Origin of the sequence: Lujinxingia sediminis (assembly GCF_004005565.1) — a bacterium.
Lineage (GTDB): Bacteria > Myxococcota_A > Bradymonadia > Bradymonadales > Bradymonadaceae > Lujinxingia > Lujinxingia sediminis.
On sequence record NZ_SADD01000004.1, the window covers coordinates 73757 to 94869 of the forward strand.

The 21113-nt window shown below is 64.1% G+C and carries 16 protein-coding genes; 9 read left to right on the forward strand and 7 right to left on the reverse strand.

Annotation, left to right across the window (positions count from 1 at the left end; all coding sequences use genetic code 11):
- Positions 1-7: 7 nt before the first annotated feature.
- The 3 genes from EA187_RS09480 to EA187_RS09490 are packed head-to-tail and all read right to left on the reverse strand — an operon-like array spanning position 8 to position 3774.
- On the reverse strand, positions 8-565 hold the full coding sequence (locus EA187_RS09480) for a hypothetical protein (RefSeq protein ID WP_115603987.1): 558 nt from the start codon (positions 563-565) through the stop codon (positions 8-10).
- On the reverse strand, positions 562-1941 hold the full coding sequence (locus tag EA187_RS09485; RefSeq protein ID WP_127780117.1) for an FAD-dependent oxidoreductase: 1380 nt from the start codon (positions 1939-1941) through the stop codon (positions 562-564). The genes EA187_RS09480 and EA187_RS09485 overlap by 4 nt, the downstream gene beginning before the upstream one ends.
- Positions 1942-1953: 12 nt before the next feature.
- A complete protein-coding gene (locus tag EA187_RS09490) occupies positions 1954-3774 on the reverse strand; it encodes a M3 family oligoendopeptidase (protein ID WP_115603983.1) in 1821 nt (606 codons plus the stop codon).
- Between the two features lie 232 nt (positions 3775-4006).
- On the opposite strand from EA187_RS09490, the gene EA187_RS09495 reads away from it, so the two are divergent.
- The 5 genes from EA187_RS09495 to cls all read left to right on the forward strand — a co-directional run bounded on the left by EA187_RS09495 (position 4007) and on the right by cls (position 11542).
- Complete coding sequence (locus EA187_RS09495; protein ID WP_127780118.1) at positions 4007-4909, forward strand: hypothetical protein; 903 nt, start codon at positions 4007-4009, stop codon at positions 4907-4909.
- Positions 4910-5028: 119 nt separating this feature from the next.
- The gene (locus tag EA187_RS09500) at positions 5029-6351 is read left to right on the forward strand and encodes a BREX system ATP-binding domain-containing protein (protein WP_127780119.1); all 1323 of its coding nucleotides are present in this window, start codon (positions 5029-5031) and stop codon (positions 6349-6351) included.
- Positions 6352-6381: 30 nt separating this feature from the next.
- A complete protein-coding gene (locus EA187_RS09505) occupies positions 6382-7899 on the forward strand; it encodes a BREX system ATP-binding domain-containing protein (protein WP_127780120.1) in 1518 nt (505 codons plus the stop codon).
- 5 nt (positions 7900-7904) lie between these two features.
- Positions 7905-9971, forward strand: a complete 2067-nt coding sequence (locus tag EA187_RS09510) for a DEAD/DEAH box helicase (RefSeq protein ID WP_127780121.1) — start codon at positions 7905-7907, stop codon at positions 9969-9971.
- A gap of 98 nt (positions 9972-10069) precedes the next feature.
- Positions 10070-11542, forward strand: coding sequence for a cardiolipin synthase (gene cls / locus EA187_RS09515; protein WP_206524237.1), 1473 nt, complete (start codon positions 10070-10072; stop codon positions 11540-11542).
- Between the two features lie 8 nt (positions 11543-11550).
- Here the strand turns inward: cls and mutY are convergent, their stop codons facing one another.
- The gene (mutY, locus tag EA187_RS09520; RefSeq protein ID WP_164856163.1) at positions 11551-12651 is read right to left on the reverse strand and encodes an A/G-specific adenine glycosylase; all 1101 of its coding nucleotides are present in this window, start codon (positions 12649-12651) and stop codon (positions 11551-11553) included.
- The gene (locus EA187_RS09525) at positions 12648-12941 is read right to left on the reverse strand and encodes a hypothetical protein (RefSeq protein ID WP_127780123.1); all 294 of its coding nucleotides are present in this window, start codon (positions 12939-12941) and stop codon (positions 12648-12650) included. Before EA187_RS09525 ends, mutY begins: the two co-directional genes overlap by 4 nt.
- 263 nt (positions 12942-13204) lie before the next feature.
- Here EA187_RS09525 and EA187_RS09530 point away from each other — a divergent pair, with 263 nt between their 5' ends.
- The 3 genes from EA187_RS09530 (at position 13205) to EA187_RS09540 (ending at position 17354) form a co-directional block, all read left to right on the forward strand.
- Positions 13205-14839, forward strand: a complete 1635-nt coding sequence (locus EA187_RS09530) for a serine/threonine-protein kinase (RefSeq protein ID WP_127780124.1) — start codon at positions 13205-13207, stop codon at positions 14837-14839.
- Between the two features lie 11 nt (positions 14840-14850).
- On the forward strand, positions 14851-15750 hold the full coding sequence (locus EA187_RS09535) for a hypothetical protein (protein ID WP_127780125.1): 900 nt from the start codon (positions 14851-14853) through the stop codon (positions 15748-15750).
- Between the two features lie 317 nt (positions 15751-16067).
- Complete coding sequence (locus EA187_RS09540; protein ID WP_127780126.1) at positions 16068-17354, forward strand: protoporphyrinogen/coproporphyrinogen oxidase; 1287 nt, start codon at positions 16068-16070, stop codon at positions 17352-17354.
- Positions 17355-17439: 85 nt separating this feature from the next.
- On the opposite strand, the gene EA187_RS09545 is transcribed toward EA187_RS09540, so the two are convergent.
- Positions 17440-18009, reverse strand: coding sequence for a helix-turn-helix domain-containing protein (locus tag EA187_RS09545; RefSeq protein ID WP_115603965.1), 570 nt, complete (start codon positions 18007-18009; stop codon positions 17440-17442).
- A gap of 500 nt (positions 18010-18509) precedes the next feature.
- On the opposite strand from EA187_RS09545, the gene EA187_RS09550 reads away from it, so the two are divergent.
- Positions 18510-20123, forward strand: a complete 1614-nt coding sequence (locus tag EA187_RS09550; protein WP_127780127.1) for a hypothetical protein — start codon at positions 18510-18512, stop codon at positions 20121-20123.
- A gap of 102 nt (positions 20124-20225) precedes the next feature.
- On the opposite strand, the gene rsmI is transcribed toward EA187_RS09550, so the two are convergent.
- Positions 20226-21080: a 16S rRNA (cytidine(1402)-2'-O)-methyltransferase gene (gene rsmI, locus EA187_RS09555; RefSeq protein ID WP_115603961.1), complete on the reverse strand. Its 855-nt coding sequence runs from the start codon at positions 21078-21080 to the stop codon at positions 20226-20228.
- Positions 21081-21113: the final 33 nt, after the last annotated feature.

Below are 21113 nucleotides of genomic sequence, written 5' to 3' on the forward strand. Positions count from 1 at the left end.
CCCGGGCTCACTCCACCCGCCAGATGGCATGCGCCGGTTGTCCGTCGCGGCGAAAGTCCACACGAATCTCATCGGCCTCGGCCAGCGTCGACCAGGCGTTGAGATAATGATCCGGTCGCTCCAATTTCACCAGGTTCACGTGGGTGACCACATCGCCAACACGAAGTTGCGGCGCCACAAAGCTATGTGCCTGGGTGGAGATATCGACGATCAAAAAGCCGACAAATACGCCCTCTTCGTGGTGAGGCTCGGTGTCGACATGCTGAAAGACCACCGCCGGGCCGCGCTCCAAAAGCGCGTCAACCTCACCGCGGGAGATCAACGAGGCACCATCGGGTCCGACCATGGGCTCTCGGAGCTCGACGCGCCGTGCCGGCGAGGAGGCGGGGTTATCGGGCAGCGGCGCAACCGCCGCCTCATCGCCCGAAGGGGGCGCACCTACATTCTGCTCTGGCCCCCGCTCGGCTGCCCGCCGCTGATCGGGGGCGCTCGCACACCCCGCACTCAGCGCGACCAACGCCAGGGCCACCAGCCAGCCCCCCAACCTCTGCACTTCGCTCTTCATCGGCGCTCCTCATTGAGTTTTTCAAACATCTCGGCGCGCGTGGCGTACTTAAACTCCACAAGCCCCCGCGCCTCCGCCTCTTTCGCAGCGAGCCGATCGAGATGCTTGACGCCTTCATAGTCCACGACCCGAACCTCGCGCTCGTCGAGAAGAGCAGAAAGCCCCTGACGAACATCCTCATAGCCGCGCGCTCCGGCCGGTCGCACCCGAAACGCACCATCGAGGTAGGCGAGAATCTCATCGCCCCCCTGGACCGCATCGGCGCGGGCTTTACCCACAAGACCATCGGAGGCCTTTCGCGCCCAGCCCACCACGAAGGTGTCCCAGATCGGTGTCTCAGCGACCGGATCGTAGACCATGTAGCGCGGCCGCTCCGGATGCGTCTCCCAGGGCTCCTGCACCGTCGCAAACTCGCCGGACCACGCCGGTGAGAGCGGCAACCCGAGCGAAGGCTCAATCGCATCGCCGATAGCAAATACGATGGTGTCGCAGGCCAGGGTCTCAAACTCCCCGGTGCGCTCCACGCCCACGCGACCGTCGGGGCCCGCTGCCTTGAGACGCGTTTTCTCGCAGATGAGCCCGCTGACCCGGCCCGCCTCATCGACCTCCACGCGGGCCGGCGAACGCAGAAAACGCATCTGCAACGAGGTCTCACTGGGGTGCTCCAGCGGCTCATCTACAAAGCGCACGTACTCCTCAAAGAGCGCCTCCGGATCCTGGCCCACCTCGGTGAGTACCGGCGCGATCTGGTCGAACTCCGCGCGCAGCGCATCCTGGTCGAGGGCCTCACTGACGAGCTTGAACTCCTTGTCGGTGAACGCCCGCTCGGCCGGTCCCCGTCGTGCCACCGCGGTGACCGAGCGCACCTTCCGCTCACAAACCATCCAGTGAACGATGTCCAGGCAGACGTTGCCCATGCCCACCACCACCACGTCCTCACCGACCGGAAACTCCCGCTCACTGAAAGGCGGGAGCCCGTTGTAGTGGTACACCAGATCTTTGGCGTGGAAGCAGGCCTCGGCATCTTCACCGGTGAGCCCGAGCCACTTGGTGCCCTGGGCCCCAACCGCGACCACCAGCGCGTCAAACCCCAGCTCGCGGAGCTCGTCGAGCGAGACATCGGCGTTTTCGCCCACGCTCACATTGCCCACGTAATCGATGTTCTCATGGGAGAGCACCCGATCGAAGTAGCGGCGAAGGCCGCGCTTCATCTTGTACTTGGTCGGATAAATCCCGAACTCGGCCAGCCCACCCGGCTTGATATCCCGGTTGAGCATCACCACCTGATGGCCTGCCTTGGCCAGCACTTCCGCCGCATAGATGCTGGCCGGGCCAGCGCCGATCATCGCAACGGTATGCGTTGATTTCGTCGTCATAGTCTCGTGTCCTTACGCCTGGAGCGCGGCCTCGGCCAGCTCCTCATACTCCGCCACGTCGCTTTCAAGATCGGCGATCGCGGCCTGCCAGAACTTCGCATCGCGAAGATCGCCACCGAGGTAACGCTCGGCGAGTTCCTCGGAGGTCATCCGCCCGGAATCCAGCAGCAGGTTGTCGATCTGTTCGATGAAGCCTTCGCCCTCCTGCTTCGCGCGCGCATACACCGCCCGCGAGAAAAGGAACCCGAAGGTGTAGGGGAAGTTGTAGAAAGGAAGCCCCGTCAGATAGAAGTGCAACTTCGAGGCCCAGAAGAGCGGGTCGACCGAGCTCAAGCTCTGACCAAAATGCTTCGCGAAGATCGTCTCGGTCATCTCGCTGAGTTGCTCTTCGTTAAGCGGCCCCTCTGCGCGCACCTCATGCAGCGCCAGCTCCAGATCATAACGCGCCGGGATGTCCATCAAAAACGCCACCCCTCGCCCCAGGCGCTGATCGAGCAAGCCCAGGCGTTGGGAGGCATCGGCCCGCGCCAGCGCGCCCTGCTCCACGATGACCTCCAACAAGGTGCTGGCCGTCTCGGCCACCCCCATCCCCAGGTCGCGCTCGCTGGAGGGCAGATCGCGCATGACCCAACCGTGGTAGGCATGCCCCAGCTCATGGGCCAGCGTGGTGACACCGGTGGTCGAACCGCCGAAGGTCATAAAGATGCGCGTCTGACCGCTCACCGGCAGCCCCGAGCAGTAGCCACCCTGCGCCTTTCCGGGGCGATCTTCGACTTCAACCCACTGATCGCGCAACGCCATCTTACAGAACTCGGCGATGCGTTCGGCGAAGCCTCCCACCTGGTCGACGATGAAGGTCTGAGCCTCCGGGTAGGTGAAGCTCGGTGCCTCGCCACCCACCGGCGCCATCAGGTCATACCACTGCATCGCATCAACACCGAGCAGACGCTGCTTGGCCTTGAGGTAGCGATGCAACAGGGGCTGTGCGCCGCGGGCGGCCTCAAACATGGCCTCGATCGTGGCGCGCTCCACGCGATTTGCGTTGAGCGAGAAGGTCAAACAATCCTGACCGCGCCGGGTATAGAGCGTCTGCTCCGCCCCGATGATCGAGCTGAGTGTCGCAGCGCAGACCGGCGCAAGCTCACCCCAGGCTTTGCTCAGCCCTTCGTGCGCCGCGCGTCGAATCTCCCGATCATGATGGTCGAGAAGGTTCTTGGCCTGCCCGACCGACATCACCTCCACCTCACCATCGCGCTCAACCTCAACCGTCTGGCGGGCACTGACCTGCCGGTAGAGCATCCCCCAGGCGTGCAGACCGTCGCGGTTAAGCTCCACGGCAAGGTCTTCAAGCTCGGGGTCGAGCGCCATATCGGCATCGCGGCGAAGCTCGTTGAGATAGAGCTGCATATCTCCAAAACGAGCGTCCTTGAGCAGGCCTTCAAAGACCTCGTCGCTCAATCCGCGGAACTTGCTCTTCAGCGCGACCGACAACTTCCCATGGGCCGTGCTCACACCTGTAAGATTGGCAGGCAGGCGGAGCGCGACCGGGTCATCGGCGTGGGCCGACGCCATCCCGCTGGAGAAACAAAAAGCCTGGGAGAGCCGATCGTGCATCTCGAAGAGCCCGTTGAAGAACGCGCGCCACCCGACCAAAACCTCGTCGTCCAGCGGAGCACTGTCGGGGAGCACCAGCGCGTCGAGCGTCGACTCCAATTCCGTCACACGGCTCTGAAGCCAGCGCAACTCCTCCTGAAAGCTCTTCGACGTGGGTCCGCCGGAGAACACGCTCTCCATATCCCAGGTGGGGTCGGTGGTTGGAAAGGGACGCGACATGGGGGCTCCTCTTCAGCGACATCTTGAATGAAAACACCGAGTCGACGCGCTTCTTTTGAGCGTCGTTTCAGCAAAGGACGATTGGCCGGGCAAACATAGTACTGCCACCGCGTTGAAACAATGGCTCTTGGTGCCAGGTTCTTCCGACCCGCTTGCGGGACGTTGACGTGGCGCGCTTCCATCTTCTAAACCTCCTCTCGGACTGCACATTTCCTCAGCCCCCGACACCACCATGACCAAGCCTGCCGAAGTATCCAGCCCCGAGCGGGAGCTGGCCGCCCGCGTTGACGCCCTCAAAAAGGAAGTTCAGGGGGCGATGCGCGATCTCAACCGCGCGCGCAGCGCGCTGGAATCGATGACCCGCGCGGGCACCTTCGCCTCCGACGCCGCAAAGGTCGCCGACGCCCTGCGGGACCTGCGCCGCTCCTCCCTCGACGCGCTGGGGCTCGAAGATGAGCGCGCGGCGCTGGTCGGCGAGCTTGACGCGTATTTTGAACGCGAAAAAACCCGCGCTCGTATGCAGCTTTTAGGTGAGCTTGATCGGGCGCTGCGCACCGAGGGAGGCCGCCTGGAACACCTGGGGGACCAGCCCCTGACCCTGGGCGTCGGGCCGCTGACAGTGACCATCGATCTGCTCGCCAGACGCGCGACCCTGAGCTACGCCCGCGAAGACATTGCCACAGTCGACGCCGACGCCCCGACCCTCCTCAGCGCCCTCACCAGGGTGCGCGCCTCCATTCAAGAGCGGGCGCTGGAGAGCGAGACCTTCTTTGAGCAACTGGAGCGTGCCTACCGCGTTCAGCTGGCCATGGCGGGGCTCCCCGATGGCGAGCGCGTCGATCTGGTGGACCTGCTTGTCCCTCTCTCTCTCGTCGATGCCGACAGCAGCGCGCGACGCAAAAAAGGCCTCGACGCGCTCAAGCCCTGGCCGCGCTACCTGCTGGCCTATCAGCTGCAACGGTTGCGGCGCGACGGGCTGCTCGAGCGCCAGGGACGTCGCCTCGATCTGGGCACGGCCACGGGCGGATCCACAAAAAATAAGCGGGATGTGCTTTTTGTCCCTGGACCCGGCACAGATGGGCAGTATTACTTATCGCTCCGTTTCCAATCCGTACCGGGAACTCCTGGCAGCTGATGTCGACGTCGGGCGCGCACTCACGCACACGTGCGCCCCGGATTTTGACAGATGCGCTCGTGTGCGCCTGACCGACTCCCGCGTGATGTACGCGTGTAAAGCACCCCACGGATCGACCCATGAGACCTTCCCAACCCAACGCCGCCATCGACGACGCCCTGGTGGCTCGCCACATTCTTCAACGTCTCGGAGAAGGTGGTCAGCCGCCTCAACACGGCGTGCGCCGCATTAATGTGGGCAATGAGAGCTACCTGAAGGTGCTCGAACACGAGTATTTTGACTACCACCTGCGCTTTGGCGCGAGTTTTAAGCTGGTGCAGGGCTATTTCGGCGGCGGCAAAACCCACTTTCTCTACTGCGTACGTGAGCTGGCCTGGGATCGCGGTTTTGCTACTGCAGTGGTCGAGCTCTCACCCAACGAATGCCCCTACGACGACAGCTTCAAGGTCTACCAGGCCGTGGTGCGCCGCATCGGGCAACGGCCGCGTACTGCACTGGGATCGCCGAGTTACGGCCTGCCCGACCTTCTGCGTAACCTGATGGATGATCGCGTCGACGCCGCGCTGCAGACGCCCTCGGTGCCCGACGTCGACGCGGCCCGAGAGGCGGTTCTGACCTGGCTGCGCACCACGGTGGCGCGCGCCGCCTGCGAGAGCCACTCCTACCGCCGCGCGATTGTGGAGTTCGCCGCCGCCTTCCTCGAAGGACGTTTTGAGGACGAGCAACGCCTGGAAGCCTGGCTCACCGGCGAGTCGATCCCGGCCAGCGAGCTGCGGGAGCTGGGCGTCTATGAGGATATCGGTAAGAGCAACGGTTTTATCATGTTGCGCTGCCTTACTCAGATGGTCGTGGGCCTGGAACTTCCCGGCACCGTGCTCCTCTTCGATGAGGTCGACCGCAACCTCTCGGTGAGCGTCAAACGCAGCCAGATCATTGGCGACAACCTCCGCCAGGTTATTGACCTCTGCGGCCGCCACCAACTCCCCAACACCCTCTTTATGTATGCGGTCCCCCCGGAGTTTATGCGCAATGTGGTGCCGGATTACCCCGCGCTCTACCAGCGCTTAAAGAGCCCGGTACCACTCAGCGTGCGTAGCCCCCAGGCAGTGCTTATTGATCTGGAGCGCCTGGATCTGGAACCGGCTGAGCTCCTCTCAACCCTCGGAGACAAGCTGGTCGGTGTATTTGAGTCTGCGCGTGACTGCACCTTCGATCGCACTCTTCAATCCGCCAACGCCCGCGCCCTGGCAAACGCCTGCGTCTACAGCTACTTCGAAGTCAATCACCGCCGCCTCTTCGTCAAAACCTGGGTCGACTTTCTGCATCGCCAGCTCGTCGACGGTGAGCTGGAACTCAACGCCAACGCCGCCACCGATCTCGTACTCTCCGGCTACGACGCGCTCGCCCAGACCCCGACCCAGGACGACTTCTCCGACTTCTAACTCCATTGCGCTGTCTCCACAGGTGACGCCATGATCGCTGAAGCAGAAGAAGTCGAACACCCGGTCCACGGAAGCGGCCGGCTGGTCGGCTTGCGACGAAACGGACGGCTGGCGCTGGTCCACTTTAAGACCTTGCCCCTTCCTACGCTCGTACCCACCCGCGAGCTGCGGCGCCCGGGCGCGAGCACGCCACCACGCACTCCTGAGCAACCGCCATCCCCGGCCCAGGACGTTGACCTGCGGAATGATCATCCGAAGGCACCGACGACGTTGCGGCGCTACGCCCTGGAGCCCACCCAGGCCGATATGGCCCTTGAGGCGATGCGTCTGGGCGTGGTGCCCGCCCAGGGCATTGAGGCGTTTACCGTCGCTCGCGATGCTGCCTTCGCCAGTCTCAACGTCGCCCTGGAGCAAGCCTCCCAGCACGGGGCGCTGCGCGTTATTGAGGGCGACTACGGTGCCGGCAAGACCCATATGCTTGAATGGTTTGGCACCCGCGCGATCTCCGAAAACTACATCACCGCCCGCGTCACCCTTGACGCCGATGAGACGTCTCCGGCGCACCCTCAGCGCGTCTACCGGGCGATGATGCACACCCTTCGCTACCCCGACCGCCCCGATGAGGTCGGGCTGGGACTTGCCCCGCTGATCGATCGCGCGCTGATCTCCGATGGCGCCCGCGAGATCTTCGCTGTCGGGGAGCGCGGCCACGGTACGCACCTCTATCTGAGCGCGGCGCTCAACTGGCTCGACGCCCTCAACGCTCCGCAACTTGCCGGTGAATCTGACCTCGAAACCTGGCGTCGCGCCGTGCTCGACTGGCTTGAGGGCCACCGCACCCAATCCAACCTCGGACTCAACAACGAGCTCGGCGCCGTGCCCGGCTCCCACCCCTGGCTCTACAGCCTCAAAGACTACCGCCCCTGGGCGCGCATCTACGCCTTCATTTTAAGCGGCCTGGCAACCCTGGCCCGCGAGTGCGGCTACAGCGGTCTGATGGTGATGGTCGATGAAGCGGAGCGATTCGCGCTTCTCTCGCGCGAGAACCGCGAACACGCCGCAGCCACCCTGCGCGCCCTGAGCAGCGCGGCCCTTGGCGATGCGCTCCCACCTCACCCTTCCGACGCCACCCTGGAGTTGGGTGGAGTCGGAAGACTGCGCGAACTCCCCTGCCGCTTTGAGCCCGCCTCGGGCCTGGGTGTGGTCATGGCCCTCACCCCCAGCTATGACGACGATCCTCTGCTGCAGGGCCTCTTTCCGCCCGAAGCCCGCATCGAGCTCACACGCCCGCTTCCCTCCGACTACGCCGAGCTGGCCCGACGCGTCAGCGCCTTCTACGCCGAAGCCCGAAACGGTCTGCCGCTACGCCCCCAACAAATCGACGCCATCGCCCAGACCATCGAACGCCTCAGCGCCCGCGGCACCCTGGGCTCCATGCGGCAGGTCATGAAGACCCTCGTTGAGCTCCTCGACGTCCACCGCCACTTCCCCGAGCGCGCCGATGGCGTCGTCGACAACCTCGCACGCGTCAGTCACTTCGACCTCTAAGGCCCATGACCTCACCCACCGACACGTTTGACGAGCTTCGCGCAGTTCGCGAGGCGCTGCGCCACACCTGGCATGCCTTCTACGCACGCTTTGGAAACCTGCGCGAAGCCCAACGCCTGGCCGTCGCTCCGGTGCTCGCCGGGCACGACACGCTGGTCGGAGCCCCGACCGCCTCGGGAAAAACCGAAGCTCTGATGGCCCCCCTGGCGCAGCGACTTCTGAGCCGTCGCGACGCCCCTGCAGGCCAGGCCCGCCTGCTTGTCATCAGCCCCACCCGCGCGCTCTGCAACGATCTTCATCGACGCATCGAACCTCCGCTTCGCCAGTGCAAGTTGAAGGTCGGCGTGCGCACCGGTGACCACAGCCTCAACATCACCCGCGACGCCCCACCGGTGGTGATCACCACCCCTGAATCTCTCGACTCGATGCTCTCGCGCTGGCCCGCCGCGTTGCGCTCGGTCGAGGCCCTTCTCCTCGATGAAATTCACCTCCTCGACGGCAGCGCCCGCGGCGATCAACTTCGCGTGCTTCTGGAGCGTCTCGAACGCATCTGCCACACCCGCCCCCAGCGCTGCGCGGCGTCGGCGACACTTCCTCACGCCGATGAGATCGCCCGACGTTACCTCCGCGCCCCCGAGCTGATTCTTGTCGGCGGCGCGGGTCGAGGCCTGGACGCGCGTCTTGTGCACACCCCGGAGCTTGCCGATGCGTCCACCGACATCGCCGAGACCTTCCTCTCGGGGGAGTCGCGCAAGATCCTCGTCTTCGCCAACGCCCGCGCTCAAGTCGAGGCGCTGGTGGCCTGCCTCTCAGCCCATCCGCGACTGGCCGGGCGCATCTTCGCCCACCACGGCTCGCTCTCCCGTTCGGTGCGCCTGCGCACCGAACGTCGCTTCCTCGACGCGCCGGCAGCCATCTGCGTCGCGACGATGACCCTGGAGCTGGGCATCGACATCGGAGACGTCGACCGGGTGGTGCTGGTCGGACCGCCTCCCAACGTCGGAGCGTTGGTGCAACGCGTCGGCCGTGCCAATCGCCGCGGGTCCGTGGCCCATGTAACCTGTCTGGCCTCCGATGACTTCGAGGCGTTGCGTCTGGAGCATCTTCTCGTCTGCGCCGACGAGGGCCGTCTCTTCGAAGATCCGGTCCCCTTTCGCCCCTCAGTGCTCGCGCAGCAGGCGATTTCGTTGCTCTTTCAAAGCCGCAACAAATGGATCGGCGCTGAGGTTCTTCACCAGCGCCTGCCCGAAACGATTCAGTCGACCTACTCGCCACACGACCTTCTCGATCTTCTCCAGGCGATGTGTACCGCCGGCTACCTCACCCCCCTCAACGGTCAGCGCTTTGCCGCCGGCGATCGCGCTCAGAAGATGTACGAGCACGGTCTGATGCACGCGAACATCGACGATACCCCCGAGATCGAGGTCTTCGATGAGACCACCGGCGAACTTCTCGGGCGCGTCGCGCTGAGCCGAAAACAACGCGAGTCGCTGGGCGATGGTCAGGAACTCGGCCTCTCGCTGGCCGGCCGCCGTCGCGAAGTGGTCCGCATCACCCAGGATCAAGTCTTCGTCGACAGCGCCCAGGGCGAGGCCCCCAGCGCCTTCTTCGCGCGCCAGTCTCCTCGTTATGCCTTTGGGCTGGCTCGCGACCTGGCAGCCTTTCTGGGCATCGGCCACCATGAACTCCGCGTCGAGCGCTGGACCAAAGGCGCGCGCCTTGGCCACTTCCTGGGTACCCGATGGGGACTTCTTCTCGATGGCATCCTGCGCGAGCGCGGGCTGGCTACTCGCCCCGGAAACGCTTTTTTTCACATCCTTAAACGCGACCCTGAACTCAAAGATGGCTTCGATGACGCCGAGCGGCTTGAGCGTGACGCCCGCGCCTTCATCGCCCGCGAGAGCGAGCGCCTGGCCCGACGCCTCGATATCGGTCCCTTCTACAACGGTCTGCCCCCCAACCTCCTTCGCTCCTGGCTCGACGAGGCGCTGGCCCCCGCCGAGTTCGCCCGTCACCTCGCCCAATGCGAATGGGTGGAAGGCCCCATCTTCCCCCTGTCCCCCGAAGACTAAGCGCCCGCCCCCCATTGGCCTACCCGGCCTCGAAGCGTAGGGTAGACCTCCCCGCGGACTCCTTGCTTTCCCATTACTTTCCTTCAGGGCGCGCTGTGTTGGATACCATCGCTGAGTTTTTTGTCGCTTCCATCGGTCCCTACCTGCCGATGACGCTCACCGCGCTGGCGTTGGCCGCCGCATTACTCTCCTCCAGCCACATCCTGCTCTCCCGCCGCGAACCCGGATCCACCATCGCCTGGATGGCTCTGGTGTGGCTGGCCCCCCTTCTCGGCTCGGCCGCCTACCTGATGCTGGGCGTCAACCGCATCCAACGCCGCGCCGAATCTCTGCGCATGGAACACCACCAGCGCCGGCACGCCACTGAAGAACTTACCTTAAGCGACGCCGAGCTCCGAGAGCGTCTTCATCACGACGTCGAGCATCTCATTCCCCTGCGCGCCCTGGTCGATCGCGTGGTGCGCCGCCCTCTGGTCGCGGGCAACAAGGTCCTCCCCCTCTTCGACGGCGACGATGCCTACCCCGCCATGCTCAAGGCCATCAACGAGGCTCGCTCGTCGATCACCCTGGTCACCTACATCTTCGATAATGATGAGATTGGTCGCACCTTCGTCGACGCCCTGGAGCGCGCCCACAAACGCGGCGTCGAAGTCCGCGTGCTCATCGACGCCGCCGGGCTGCGCTACTCTTTTCCTTCGATCCACCAACGCCTTAAACGCGCCCGCGTCCCCTCGGCACGCTTTCTCCCCTCCATCCTCCCGCCGCATATCATGACGGTAAACCTGCGCAACCACCGAAAGATCATGGTCGTCGACGGTACCCTGGGTTTTACCGGCGGAATCAACATACGAGATGCGCATCGCCTGGACACCCTTCCTAAATTTCCCGTCCACGACCTGCACTTTCAGATCGAAGGTCCGGTCGTCGCCCACCTTCAAGAGGTCTTCTCCGAAGACTGGGAATTCACCACGGGGGAGCGCCTGGAAGGCCCGGCGTTTTTTCCCGAGCTTAAACCCACCGGCGAGGTCGTTGCGCGGGGCATCTCCGACGGCCCCGACGAGGATCTGGACCGTCTGCGCTGGACCATCGTCGGTGGCATCGCCTCGGCTCGCCATCGCGTACGCATCATGACCCCCTACTTTATCCCCGACGACTCCCTGATCACCGCGCTCAACCTGGCCGCGCTCCGCGGCGTTCAGGTCGATATCCTGCTCCCCTCGATCAACAACCTCGTCTACGTGCAGTGGGCTTCAATGGCGCATCTGCGCAGCCTCCTGGACTGGGGCTGCAACATCTACTTCAGCCCGCCCCCTTTTCATCACTCCAAGCTCATGGTTGTCGATCAAACCTGGTTCACCCTGGGCTCGGCCAACATCGACCCGCGCAGCCTGCGCCTGAACTTTGAGTTCAATCTGGAGTGCTGGGATCCCATCCTTGGCGGCCACCTCGACCAGCTCCTCAATGACCGCATCGCGGAGGCCACGCGTATGACGCGCGAGAACTGGGAGCAGCGCCCTCGCTGGCAACGCCTGCGCGACGGTGCCGCTGCCCTGCTCTCCCCCTACCTCTAATCCGGCATTCAGACGGGCTCGGACGTCTTCCAGCGCTCGTAAATCTTGCGCGTCAACGCCGAAATCGCCGCCTGACCAAGCTCCAACTCCGGCACCCAACGCCAGCGCTCCTCAGCCACCGTCACAGGTGCATCGATCTCAGCCGCATACATGCGCGTCTGCAAACGGCGGTGCGAGAAGATATGCGTCACCTCGCCAACTTCCTCTGCGACGATCGGCATCCCCAGTAACGACGCCACCTCATCGAGCTCCGGCCATCGCGTGCCCTCGCGCTCTACCGTGGGAAACTCCAGCATCCCGGCCAGGAGCCCCCCGGCCTCTCGCGGCCCCACCAGCATGTCTCGCCCACTCGTGCCCCGACGGTGGACCACCACCGTCAGCGCCCGCATCGGCTTGACCGCACTTCGTCGCGCAACCTCCGGGAGGGCCTCGGGCTCACCGCTGGCAAAGCCCGCACAATACTCCCTCACCGGACAGAGCAGGCACGCCGGAGAGCGCGGCGCGCATACCCGGGCCCCCAACTCCATCAATGCCTCATTAAAGTCCCCCGGCTTGTTGCGATCGACGAGCGCCTCGGCCAGCTCCCAGAAGATCTTCTGATTGGCCGTGCTGCGCGGGTCTCCCGCAATGGCAAAGAGACGCGCAAAAACGCGAATCACATTTCCATCCACGATCGGTGCCGGTAGCCCGAACGCAATCGATGCGATCGCCCCCGCGGTGTACGGCCCGACTCCGGGAAGCCGGCGCAATCCCTCAAGCGTTGAGGGAATCGCCCCGCCATGCTCATCGACGACGACCTTTGCGGCCCGATGCAGAAAACGTGCCCGTCGGTAATAACCGAGCCCCGACCACTGCTCGAGGACCTCCTCCTCATCCGCCGCGGCAAGCGACTGAACGTCGGGAAATCTCGCCATCCACCGCTGAAAATAGTCGATGACCGTGATGACCTGGGTTTGCTGCAACATGATCTCGGAGACCCAGGTCGCATAAGGATCGCCCACCCCACGCCAGGGCAAATCTCGCCGCGCTCGCCAGAACCAACTCAACAATGCACGCTGAAACTCGTCCTTTCGCTCCCCCCAACCGCTGGCAACGAGCACCTCGCTCACGCCGGCTCCGGCGCCACACACTGGTTGGTCGACGCCTCGTAAACCTCGTCGTCGGCGCAGCCCTCACACCCCGCCTCACAGCGCGCAAGCGGGCAGCCGCGCTGGTCTTCGTAGATCTCCAGGCCACACCCCTCGCGGCACTGCGGCTCCTGGGCCGCCGGACAGGTCATGCATGCCTTATTGGCCTCATGATAGAACTCCCCCGGACGGCAATCCTCCGGGCGGTCGGTCGCCTCGGCTCCACAGCCCATCATCACGAGCATCACCGCCGCCTGCATCCACTTCTTCACGCTCACCTCTGCAACTTGGCCATCCCAGGTGGCAACGCCACCGAGACCTCTGTCCTAACAGCGTCATCTTGCGCTGAAAAGTCCCGGAAGCAGAGCCCGGGGTCGATTGCGCAGCCGCAGCCCCTTTGTTACGGTATGTTGAACGCTCAACCCCCGAAAACCTGCGGGCTCCATCCTCTCCCGCCCCCCCGGGTTGTACGCGCTACGAACACCGCTCACCTCGAAGCCGTGAACCTCGACTCTTCGCTCTCACCGGTTCAAGCATGTCAGCAGGCGCCAGCATCGGGACGGTCATTGAAAACAAATACCGCCTCGACGAGCAGATCGGTCATGGCGGCATGGGGGCCGTCTACCGCGGCACTCAGCTGATGGTCGATCGGCCTGTCGCCGTCAAACTGCTGCACCCGAACTTCGCGCATCAAAAGAACGTTCAGGCTCGCTTTGAGGTTGAGGCCCGCGCTATCGGCCGACTTAACCACCCCAACTGCATCACCCTCTATGACTTCGGCTACTCAGCCGACCTCAACGCCTTCTACACGGTTGTGGAGTACATCGACGGCGTCGCACTCGACGAGATCGTGCAGCAGCGCATGCCATTGAGCACCGTGGTCACGATCCTGCGCCAGATCGCCTCGGCCCTCGATCATGCCCATCATCACGGCATCCTCCACCGCGACCTCAAGCCCGAAAACATCATGCTCGCCAGGCAAACCGATGGCAGCGAGGCCGTCAAGGTACTGGACTTCGGCATCGCCCAGATCATGACGGGCGAAACCGAGGATGACGACGACTTTGAAGCCGACCGCCTGACCCGCGCCGGCGAACTCTTCGGCACGCCCCCCTATATGAGCCCGGAGCAGGCCCAATCCTCGCGGACGCTCACCCCGGCCACCGACCTCTACTCCATGGGCATCATCGCCTACGAGCTCATTGAGAACCGTCTGCCCTTCTTTACCGACAATCCGCTGGACATCTTGATGATGCACATCCAGCACGATCCGCCTCCGATGCGTCGCGCCGCAGTCCCCGACGCGCTGCGCGCGGTGGTGATGAAGCTGCTGGCCAAAGATCCGGCCGCGCGCCCTCCCAACGGCAAAGCGGTCATCGAGCAGCTTGCAACCATTCCGGCCGACGCCCTCGACGTTCCGCTGGCCGCCGCGACCGGTCCGTCGGATGGAGCCGATACATCTCGCGCGGTCGACCCTACCCTGCTCAACCTGGACACCGGAGAGTCACGAGCCCCCGGGGTGTCAGACACCTCCCTGGACATCGATCTCGCTCTGCCCCCGACCCGACCTCCATCCGCACCGCTGACGTCGCCGCACCCACCTCGTAGCGAGGGGGCCCCCGCCATTCCCACCCTGATGGGCTCGCCCGAGGACAAGCCCTGGCGCTCCCCTTCGGCCGAACGCATCGCGCAGTCCAACTCGCGTCGAAGCCTTGTGGTGATGCTCGGCGCCCTCTTCATCCTGATGTTCGCCGGTCTGCTCTGGTGGGTCTCCTCCCAGGGGGCCGCGGAGCCCTCCGAAGCGCCGGCGCCCCCCCCCGGGGACATCGCCGAAACTGCCCCCGAGGCCAGTCCGCCAGCCTCCCATCAAACCACCGAACTGTCCGCCGAAGAACCCGTCCCGCGCGAGGTCAGCGTGGAGTCCGTTGATGGCCTGGAGCCATCCATCGACGCGGTCGCGCCCACCCCGGAACTCGATCATTACCCCCCGCCGCCGCCTCCCACACGGCCGGCCACCCAGCGACGTCAAGCCGACTTAAAACCCTCACGCACGCGCCCGACCCGCAGCGCTGAAGCGGGTGAATCGTCCGCCAACGACGCGCCCGTGCGCCTCTACGACGACCAGACCGACGACGACGCCCCGCGACGCCCTGCGCGCCTGGGCCTGTGAGGAGCCTTCTTTTGACCGCTCGACCTCGCACGATCGCGCTCGCTATGCTGGTGCTCATCACCCTCTTCGGCACTCCGGCTCTCGCACAGGATGACGAATCCCCTGAGTACCAGCGCATGCTCCAGCTCAGCGACGAGGCCACCATCGCCGTGCTCGATGGCAACTTCGAGGCCGGCGCGATCACTTTTCGCGCCGCCTACCGGGCCTACCCCGACCCGGTCCTCCTCAAAAATGAGATGATTGCGTGGTACCGCGCCGGCGACTGCCACAGCGCCCTGCCACCGGCACGCAACTTCCTGCAAAGCGAGAAAGCCCTCCCCGAAGACATCGCCGATGTCCGCACCGTCGAACGCGACTGCCACCTGCAACTCGGCGAGGAAGCGCTCAAGGACGACGACCTGGCCCTGGCCGACTACCACCTCGACCGACTCGGCGCGCTTGAGTTACCCGCGGAGTCCGAGCAACGCCTCGATGCGCTCCGCACGCAATACGCCGCGCGAGTCCTGACGAACTCCGATCCCATCAACCGCTCGGAGGATGCCGGCTGGAGCCCCCCGCCTACCCCCGCGCTGGCACTTTTTGGAGGCGGCGCTGCAGGAGCGATCACCGGATTGAGCCTTCACATCATCGCGCTGCAACGCCAGAATGAACTCAACAGCCTCTCCAACTCAACCGACCCCAATGACGCCCGGCGCCTGCGCCAACGTCGCGCCGCCTGGGATGGATACCAGCGTGCCTCCCGCTGGCTCGTGCCCACGCTCTACACCTTAAGCGCCGCGGCCATCGGTGCCGGCATCTATATCACCCTCACCGAGACCTCCGGCGATGCGTCCGCCCGAGCTCATGCGGTGACATTTGCCCCCGTGCTACGGACGGGCTTCGCAGGTGCCCATCTCAGCGGCGCATTCTAAGCCATGAGCCGATGGAGCCCGGCCGACGCACTCGTCTCCCGGTTGCACAGCGCCCCGAGCTTCGGTATCGCTGCAGTCCACGCTCCCCACCCGATGGACGGCTCCGCCTTCAACCCGAACGACGAGTCAGATCAGGCACTCTGCGCCTCCCATCGACGCGAACCCACACCCTTGATATCACCGACAGCTGCAGCGAACGTCGGGTCGTCTACTGCAGCAGTTGTCGTGACCCGTGCTGGCAACTCCGGCGTCTGCGCAACGCGCCCTTCGGACCCTCCTGCTAACCTTCAGAACCTCTCGCGATGAGCGACATTGCTATGACCCCAGAAACCCTTGAAACGACCTTTCTCATCGTCGGCGCCGGCATGACCGGGCTGGCCTTTGCCAACTTTTTGGAGAGTGACGACGTCCTCATCGTCGAGCGCGACCAGGAGATTGGCGGCTGGTGTAAGACTGTGCACCAGGACGGCTTCGTCTGGGATTACTCCGGCCACTTCTTCCACTTCAAACATCCCGACATCGAGGCCTACCTGCGCGAGCGCATGGATCCCGATGAGGTCATCACCGTCGAGAAAAACTCCCTGATTCACATCGCCGGCCACAAGGTGGACTTCCCCTTCCAGAAGAACATCCACCAGCTGCCGAAAGAGCTCTTTATCGACGCGCTCTATGACCTCTTCTTTCGCGACGAAGTCCGCGCCGAGGCCGACGCCACCTCTTTTAAAGGGATGCTCTACGAGAAGTTCGGGCGCGCCATCTCCGAGCTCTTTTTGATCCCCTACAACGAAAAACTCTACGCCTGCGACCTCGAATCGCTGGATCGCGACGCCATGGGCCGCTTCTTCCCCCATGCCGATCTCAAGAGCATCGTGCGCAACATGCGCCGCCCCGACAACGCCTCCTACAACGCCACCTTCACCTACCCGATCAACGGCGCAATTCGCTACGTCGAGGCACTCGCCAGCGACATCCCCGAACAGGCCATTCGCCTGGGTGACGGGGTCGCGAGCATCGACCTCAACCAGAACATCGCCACCCTGGAGAGCGGCACGAAGGTCCGTTACCAGCACCTGATCTCCTCGGCTCCCTTTGACCGCCTGCTCCAGATCACCGGGCTGCCCCACAGCCCCGAGGACTTCAGCTCCAACAAGGTCCTCGTCTTCAACCTGGGCTTTGATAAAAAAGGCCCCGAGGGCGTCCACTGGATCTACTACCCGGAGCGCGATCTGGCCTTCTACCGCGTAGGCTTCTACGACAACATCATGGACACCGATCGCATGAGTCTCTACGTCGAGATTGGACTCGACTCCGACGCCCAGGTCGATGTCGAAGCCTCCCTGACCCGAGTGCTCGCCGATCTAAAACACGCCGGTGTCATCGAAGACCACGAGCTCGTCTCCCATCACAGCGTGGTACTCGATCCGGCCTACGTGCACATCACCTCCCGCTCGCGCGCGAGCTTCGATGAGCTCTCGGCCATCTTAAAGCAGGCCGGTGTCTATTCGGTGGGACGCTACGGCGGATGGACCTACTGCTCGATCGAAGACAATATCGTGGAGGCCCGCGCGCTGGCCCGGCGCTTCAACACGCTGGCGCAGGCCTGAGCCCCTCGGAAGCCCCGGATTCCCGCATAAAAAAACCGACCTCGTAACGAGGTCGGTTTTTTTTATGCGTCGGTGATGGTCAGGCTTAGCGGGACTCCCCGGGCTGCTCAAGCAACCAGCGGGTCTGCTCCACATCCTGCTCCAACTCCCAGGCAGACTCGTCGGCCTGCGGGAAGCCTGTCGGGTCGTGCGCGGTCGCGCGATTGGTGCTCAGAAAACTGAACATCACAAAGATTCCGAAAAGCACAAGCACCACCGCCACCATGTGGCTGGGCCGCAGCGTCTCGAAGTAGCGCTGCACATCAAAGCTGGACGGCGAGGCAACTGCTGCGGCACCGGAGGCCGCCGGCGCGGCCTGAGGGATGGCTCGGGGCTCCGGCGTTGCGCGGCGCTCCTCGGGAATCGTCAACGGCTGACGCTTGCGCCCGGAAAAGCGCTCATAGACCTGGATGACCTGTTCGCCATCAAGCCCCAGCTCCCGCGAGTAGTTGCGAATATGGCCCCGAAGAAACACCTCGGCGACGTACTCCTCAAAGCGATCGTTCTCCAGATGTTCCAGCATCTGGCGCGGGATCCGGGTCATGGTAGCTACATCACTCAGCCCCAACCCTTGTTCCTCGCGCGCTTCGCGAAGCATCATTCCGGGCGATTTCATACGACGTCCTTACGCGTTACGACTCGACAACCTGCGCATTCTTCTAAGCTCGGCAACGACCGACGGCACCCCGCCAGCTGTCGCGCTTTGAACTGTGATGCGTTGATACATCATTCCACAGAGATTGCAACCCGTATTGGATAAGGTTTTAACCAGCTTAGCCAGCCCTCGGGTCGCACCCCGGCGAGTGTTTTCCACACCCGCCAAACCAACGCATCAAACACTTAAAGAGATACTTCAACAGTGCAGCAACGCAGGCAGGCCGTCAACATATCCCGACGTAAAGTCATGTTACTCTGCGGCGTTTCGAGCTCCGCCCCCTTCTTGACACCCCTGCGCCTCACTGATAGCAATGCAGGGTGCCTCAAAGCTGTATTTTTTGCGTTCAAATATCCGCCCAAAATTCTCGGGTGTGCGTTCGCCTTCACCGCTGATGTTGTCCGGTCGAGGCCCCGGCCCTTTTAAGCGACGCCTGCCCTGGTCGGATCGAGGAGTAACCTATGTTGGTGCGTGTACTGAATCGACTGACCGCAAGCCCCCTGATCGCCACTCTGGCGGCCGCCGCGCTCTTTATGCCGGCCTCGGCGTATGCCGGTGAATTCACCGACCTGATGGATGCCGCCGATAATTTCGATGATCGGGACCCGGCGACGCACGATCCCTTCGATTTCAACCTCGAGCCGACGTTCCGTTTCGACTACGGAAGCGCTCGCATCAGCCGGGAGGCGCCCTGCGTGCCCACCGGGGGCTCCAGCAGCACCGTCGATGAGAATCCGCGCCTGGTGCGCGACTCAGGCCGCTGCAGCGAAGCGACGGTGGTCAACAACAAAGAGATGCTCTACCGCCAGACGCGCAGCACGCTCGACATTACGCTGCGCGCCGGCCTCTATAAAGATCTCGAGTTTCGCGCCACCCTTCCCTACGTCTTCGAGTCGAGCCGCGCGCTCAAATACGCCGATGACGACCCCTCCGGACGTCGCATCGTCGATGCGGCCAACTCCTCGGTCGACCCCAGTGACGATCGCATTCGTCGCCACGCCGAGACGGTGTTTCAGCCCGGCGACAGCGCCTCGCAATTTGCCGCAGGCCTGGACGATTTCCAGCTCTACCGCTTCTTTGATCTGAACAACCAGTACAGCACCGCACAGTCACGCGGCGGCCTGGCCGACCCGACCATCGGGTTGCACTGGGCTCCCTGGAACGACCACCGCGACCCGACCAAAGCGACGCTTGCCCTGGGCATGGACTACACCATGCCGGTGGCCGAGGTGGAGCGCTTTGATAACAGCGCGGTCGGCCGCGGGGTGCACCTGCTCTCCTGGTCGGTGAACTCCTCGAAGAAGTTCGACTGGATCGAGCCTTACTTCGGCCTGAAGTACAACCTTCCCCTGGCGAGCACCAACTCGCTCTACGGGCGCACCGACTCGAACGCCGACAGCCAGGGCCAGGTGCTGCTCAACCCGCCGATGAGCGGGATGTTCACCGTAGGCACCGAATTCATCCCTTACGAAGATGCCGAGACCGGCGCGCGCTACGGCATCGATTTGCGCTTTAGCTTCGGCTACACCAGCGAGGGTCGCGACTACACCGCGCTCTTCGATCATATGACCAGCGATAATAATGAGTGTAATAACCGCACCATCGACTCGGTCCGCCCGGAGTTCGACGGCAACGGAAACCTGCTCAACCCCGACGACGTGGCCTGCGCCTGGGTGGTGCGCCAGCCCTCCAACGCGCGTCCGCTTCCCGTTTACGATGTGCGTGAAGCGATTGAGAGCGGCGACACCTCTGAGTTCGCTTTCCGCGACCTCGCCACGGTCGGCAGCTACGGGACCTTCGCCGGGCAGCTGGGCCTGCACCTGCAGCCCTCGCGCTACTTCCAGTTCAAGGCGGTGGGCGGAATCACCCACAACCAATCGCACCTGATCACCAACGCGCGCACTGGCCGCAACTCCAACCGCAGCAACGACGACACCGTCGCGCTCACCGGCCCCGACGCGCGCTACGAGCGCAACCCGGCCTACAACCCCAGCTACGACAGCTCCGGGGCGCGCTTCCGCATTGAGGACTACAACATCTGGCACTTCGCCGTGACCGCTGCGTTGCAGTTCTGAGCGCGTCTGCCGAAGTCTAAAAAGAAAGCCCCCGACGCCTCGTCGGGGGCTTTTTTGTGCGCGCCGCCGCGACGCGAAGCTCACAACACCATCGCGATCGCCTCAGGTCCCGCGCTTGCCCTCCACCGCCGCGATGCGTGCGTAGATCGCCGAGCGCGGAAGATCGCTGACCTTTCCCAGAACCTCTTTGATGCTGCGCGAGCTCAGCCCCTGCTCGAGTAAGGCTTCGATGAGGCGATCGGCCTCGGCCTCCTCCGCGCTCACATCGGTGGCCTGCCCCGGAGCCACCACCAGCACCAGCTCCCCGCGCAGCTCCTCCCGGGCTGCCACCTGCGTGCGGACCTCGGCCACCGTCCCCCAGAAGTACTCCTCAAAGCGCTTGGTCAGCTCTCGCCCCACACAGATCTCGCGTTCCGGGCCACAGACCGCCTCCAGATCGCTCAGGGTCTCCTCCAGGCGCCGGGGAGACTCGTAGTAAATCACCGAGACTCCCAGGCCCTCCAGGGCCCTGTGACGCGCCTGGCGAGCTGCCGACCTGGTGGGAAGAAACCCCTCGAAATAAAAGCGGTCGCTGGCGAGCCCCGACGCGCTCAGCCCCACGGTGGCAGCCACCGGCCCGGGAAGTGCCACGACCTCGAGGCCTGCCTGACGTGCCGCGCGAACCAGACGGTAGCCCGGATCGGATATCGTCGGCGTGCCCGCGTCGCTGATCAGCACCACCTTCTGGCCCTCTTGAAGCTCCTCGACCAGGCGCTCCGCCTGCGCCTGAGCGGTGTGATCATCGTAGCGCCACAACTTCGGCCGCCCCTCCACCCGCGCCACCCCCAGGCGCTCCAGGAGTTTGCCGGCGTTGCGGGTATCTTCACACGCGATGATATCGGCCTGCGCCAGCGCCTCGCGCTGGCGCGGGCTTACATCATCAAGGTTTCCTATCGGGGTCGGGCACACAACGAGCATAGCGAACTCTCCACTCTCACTTCAGATCGTTTG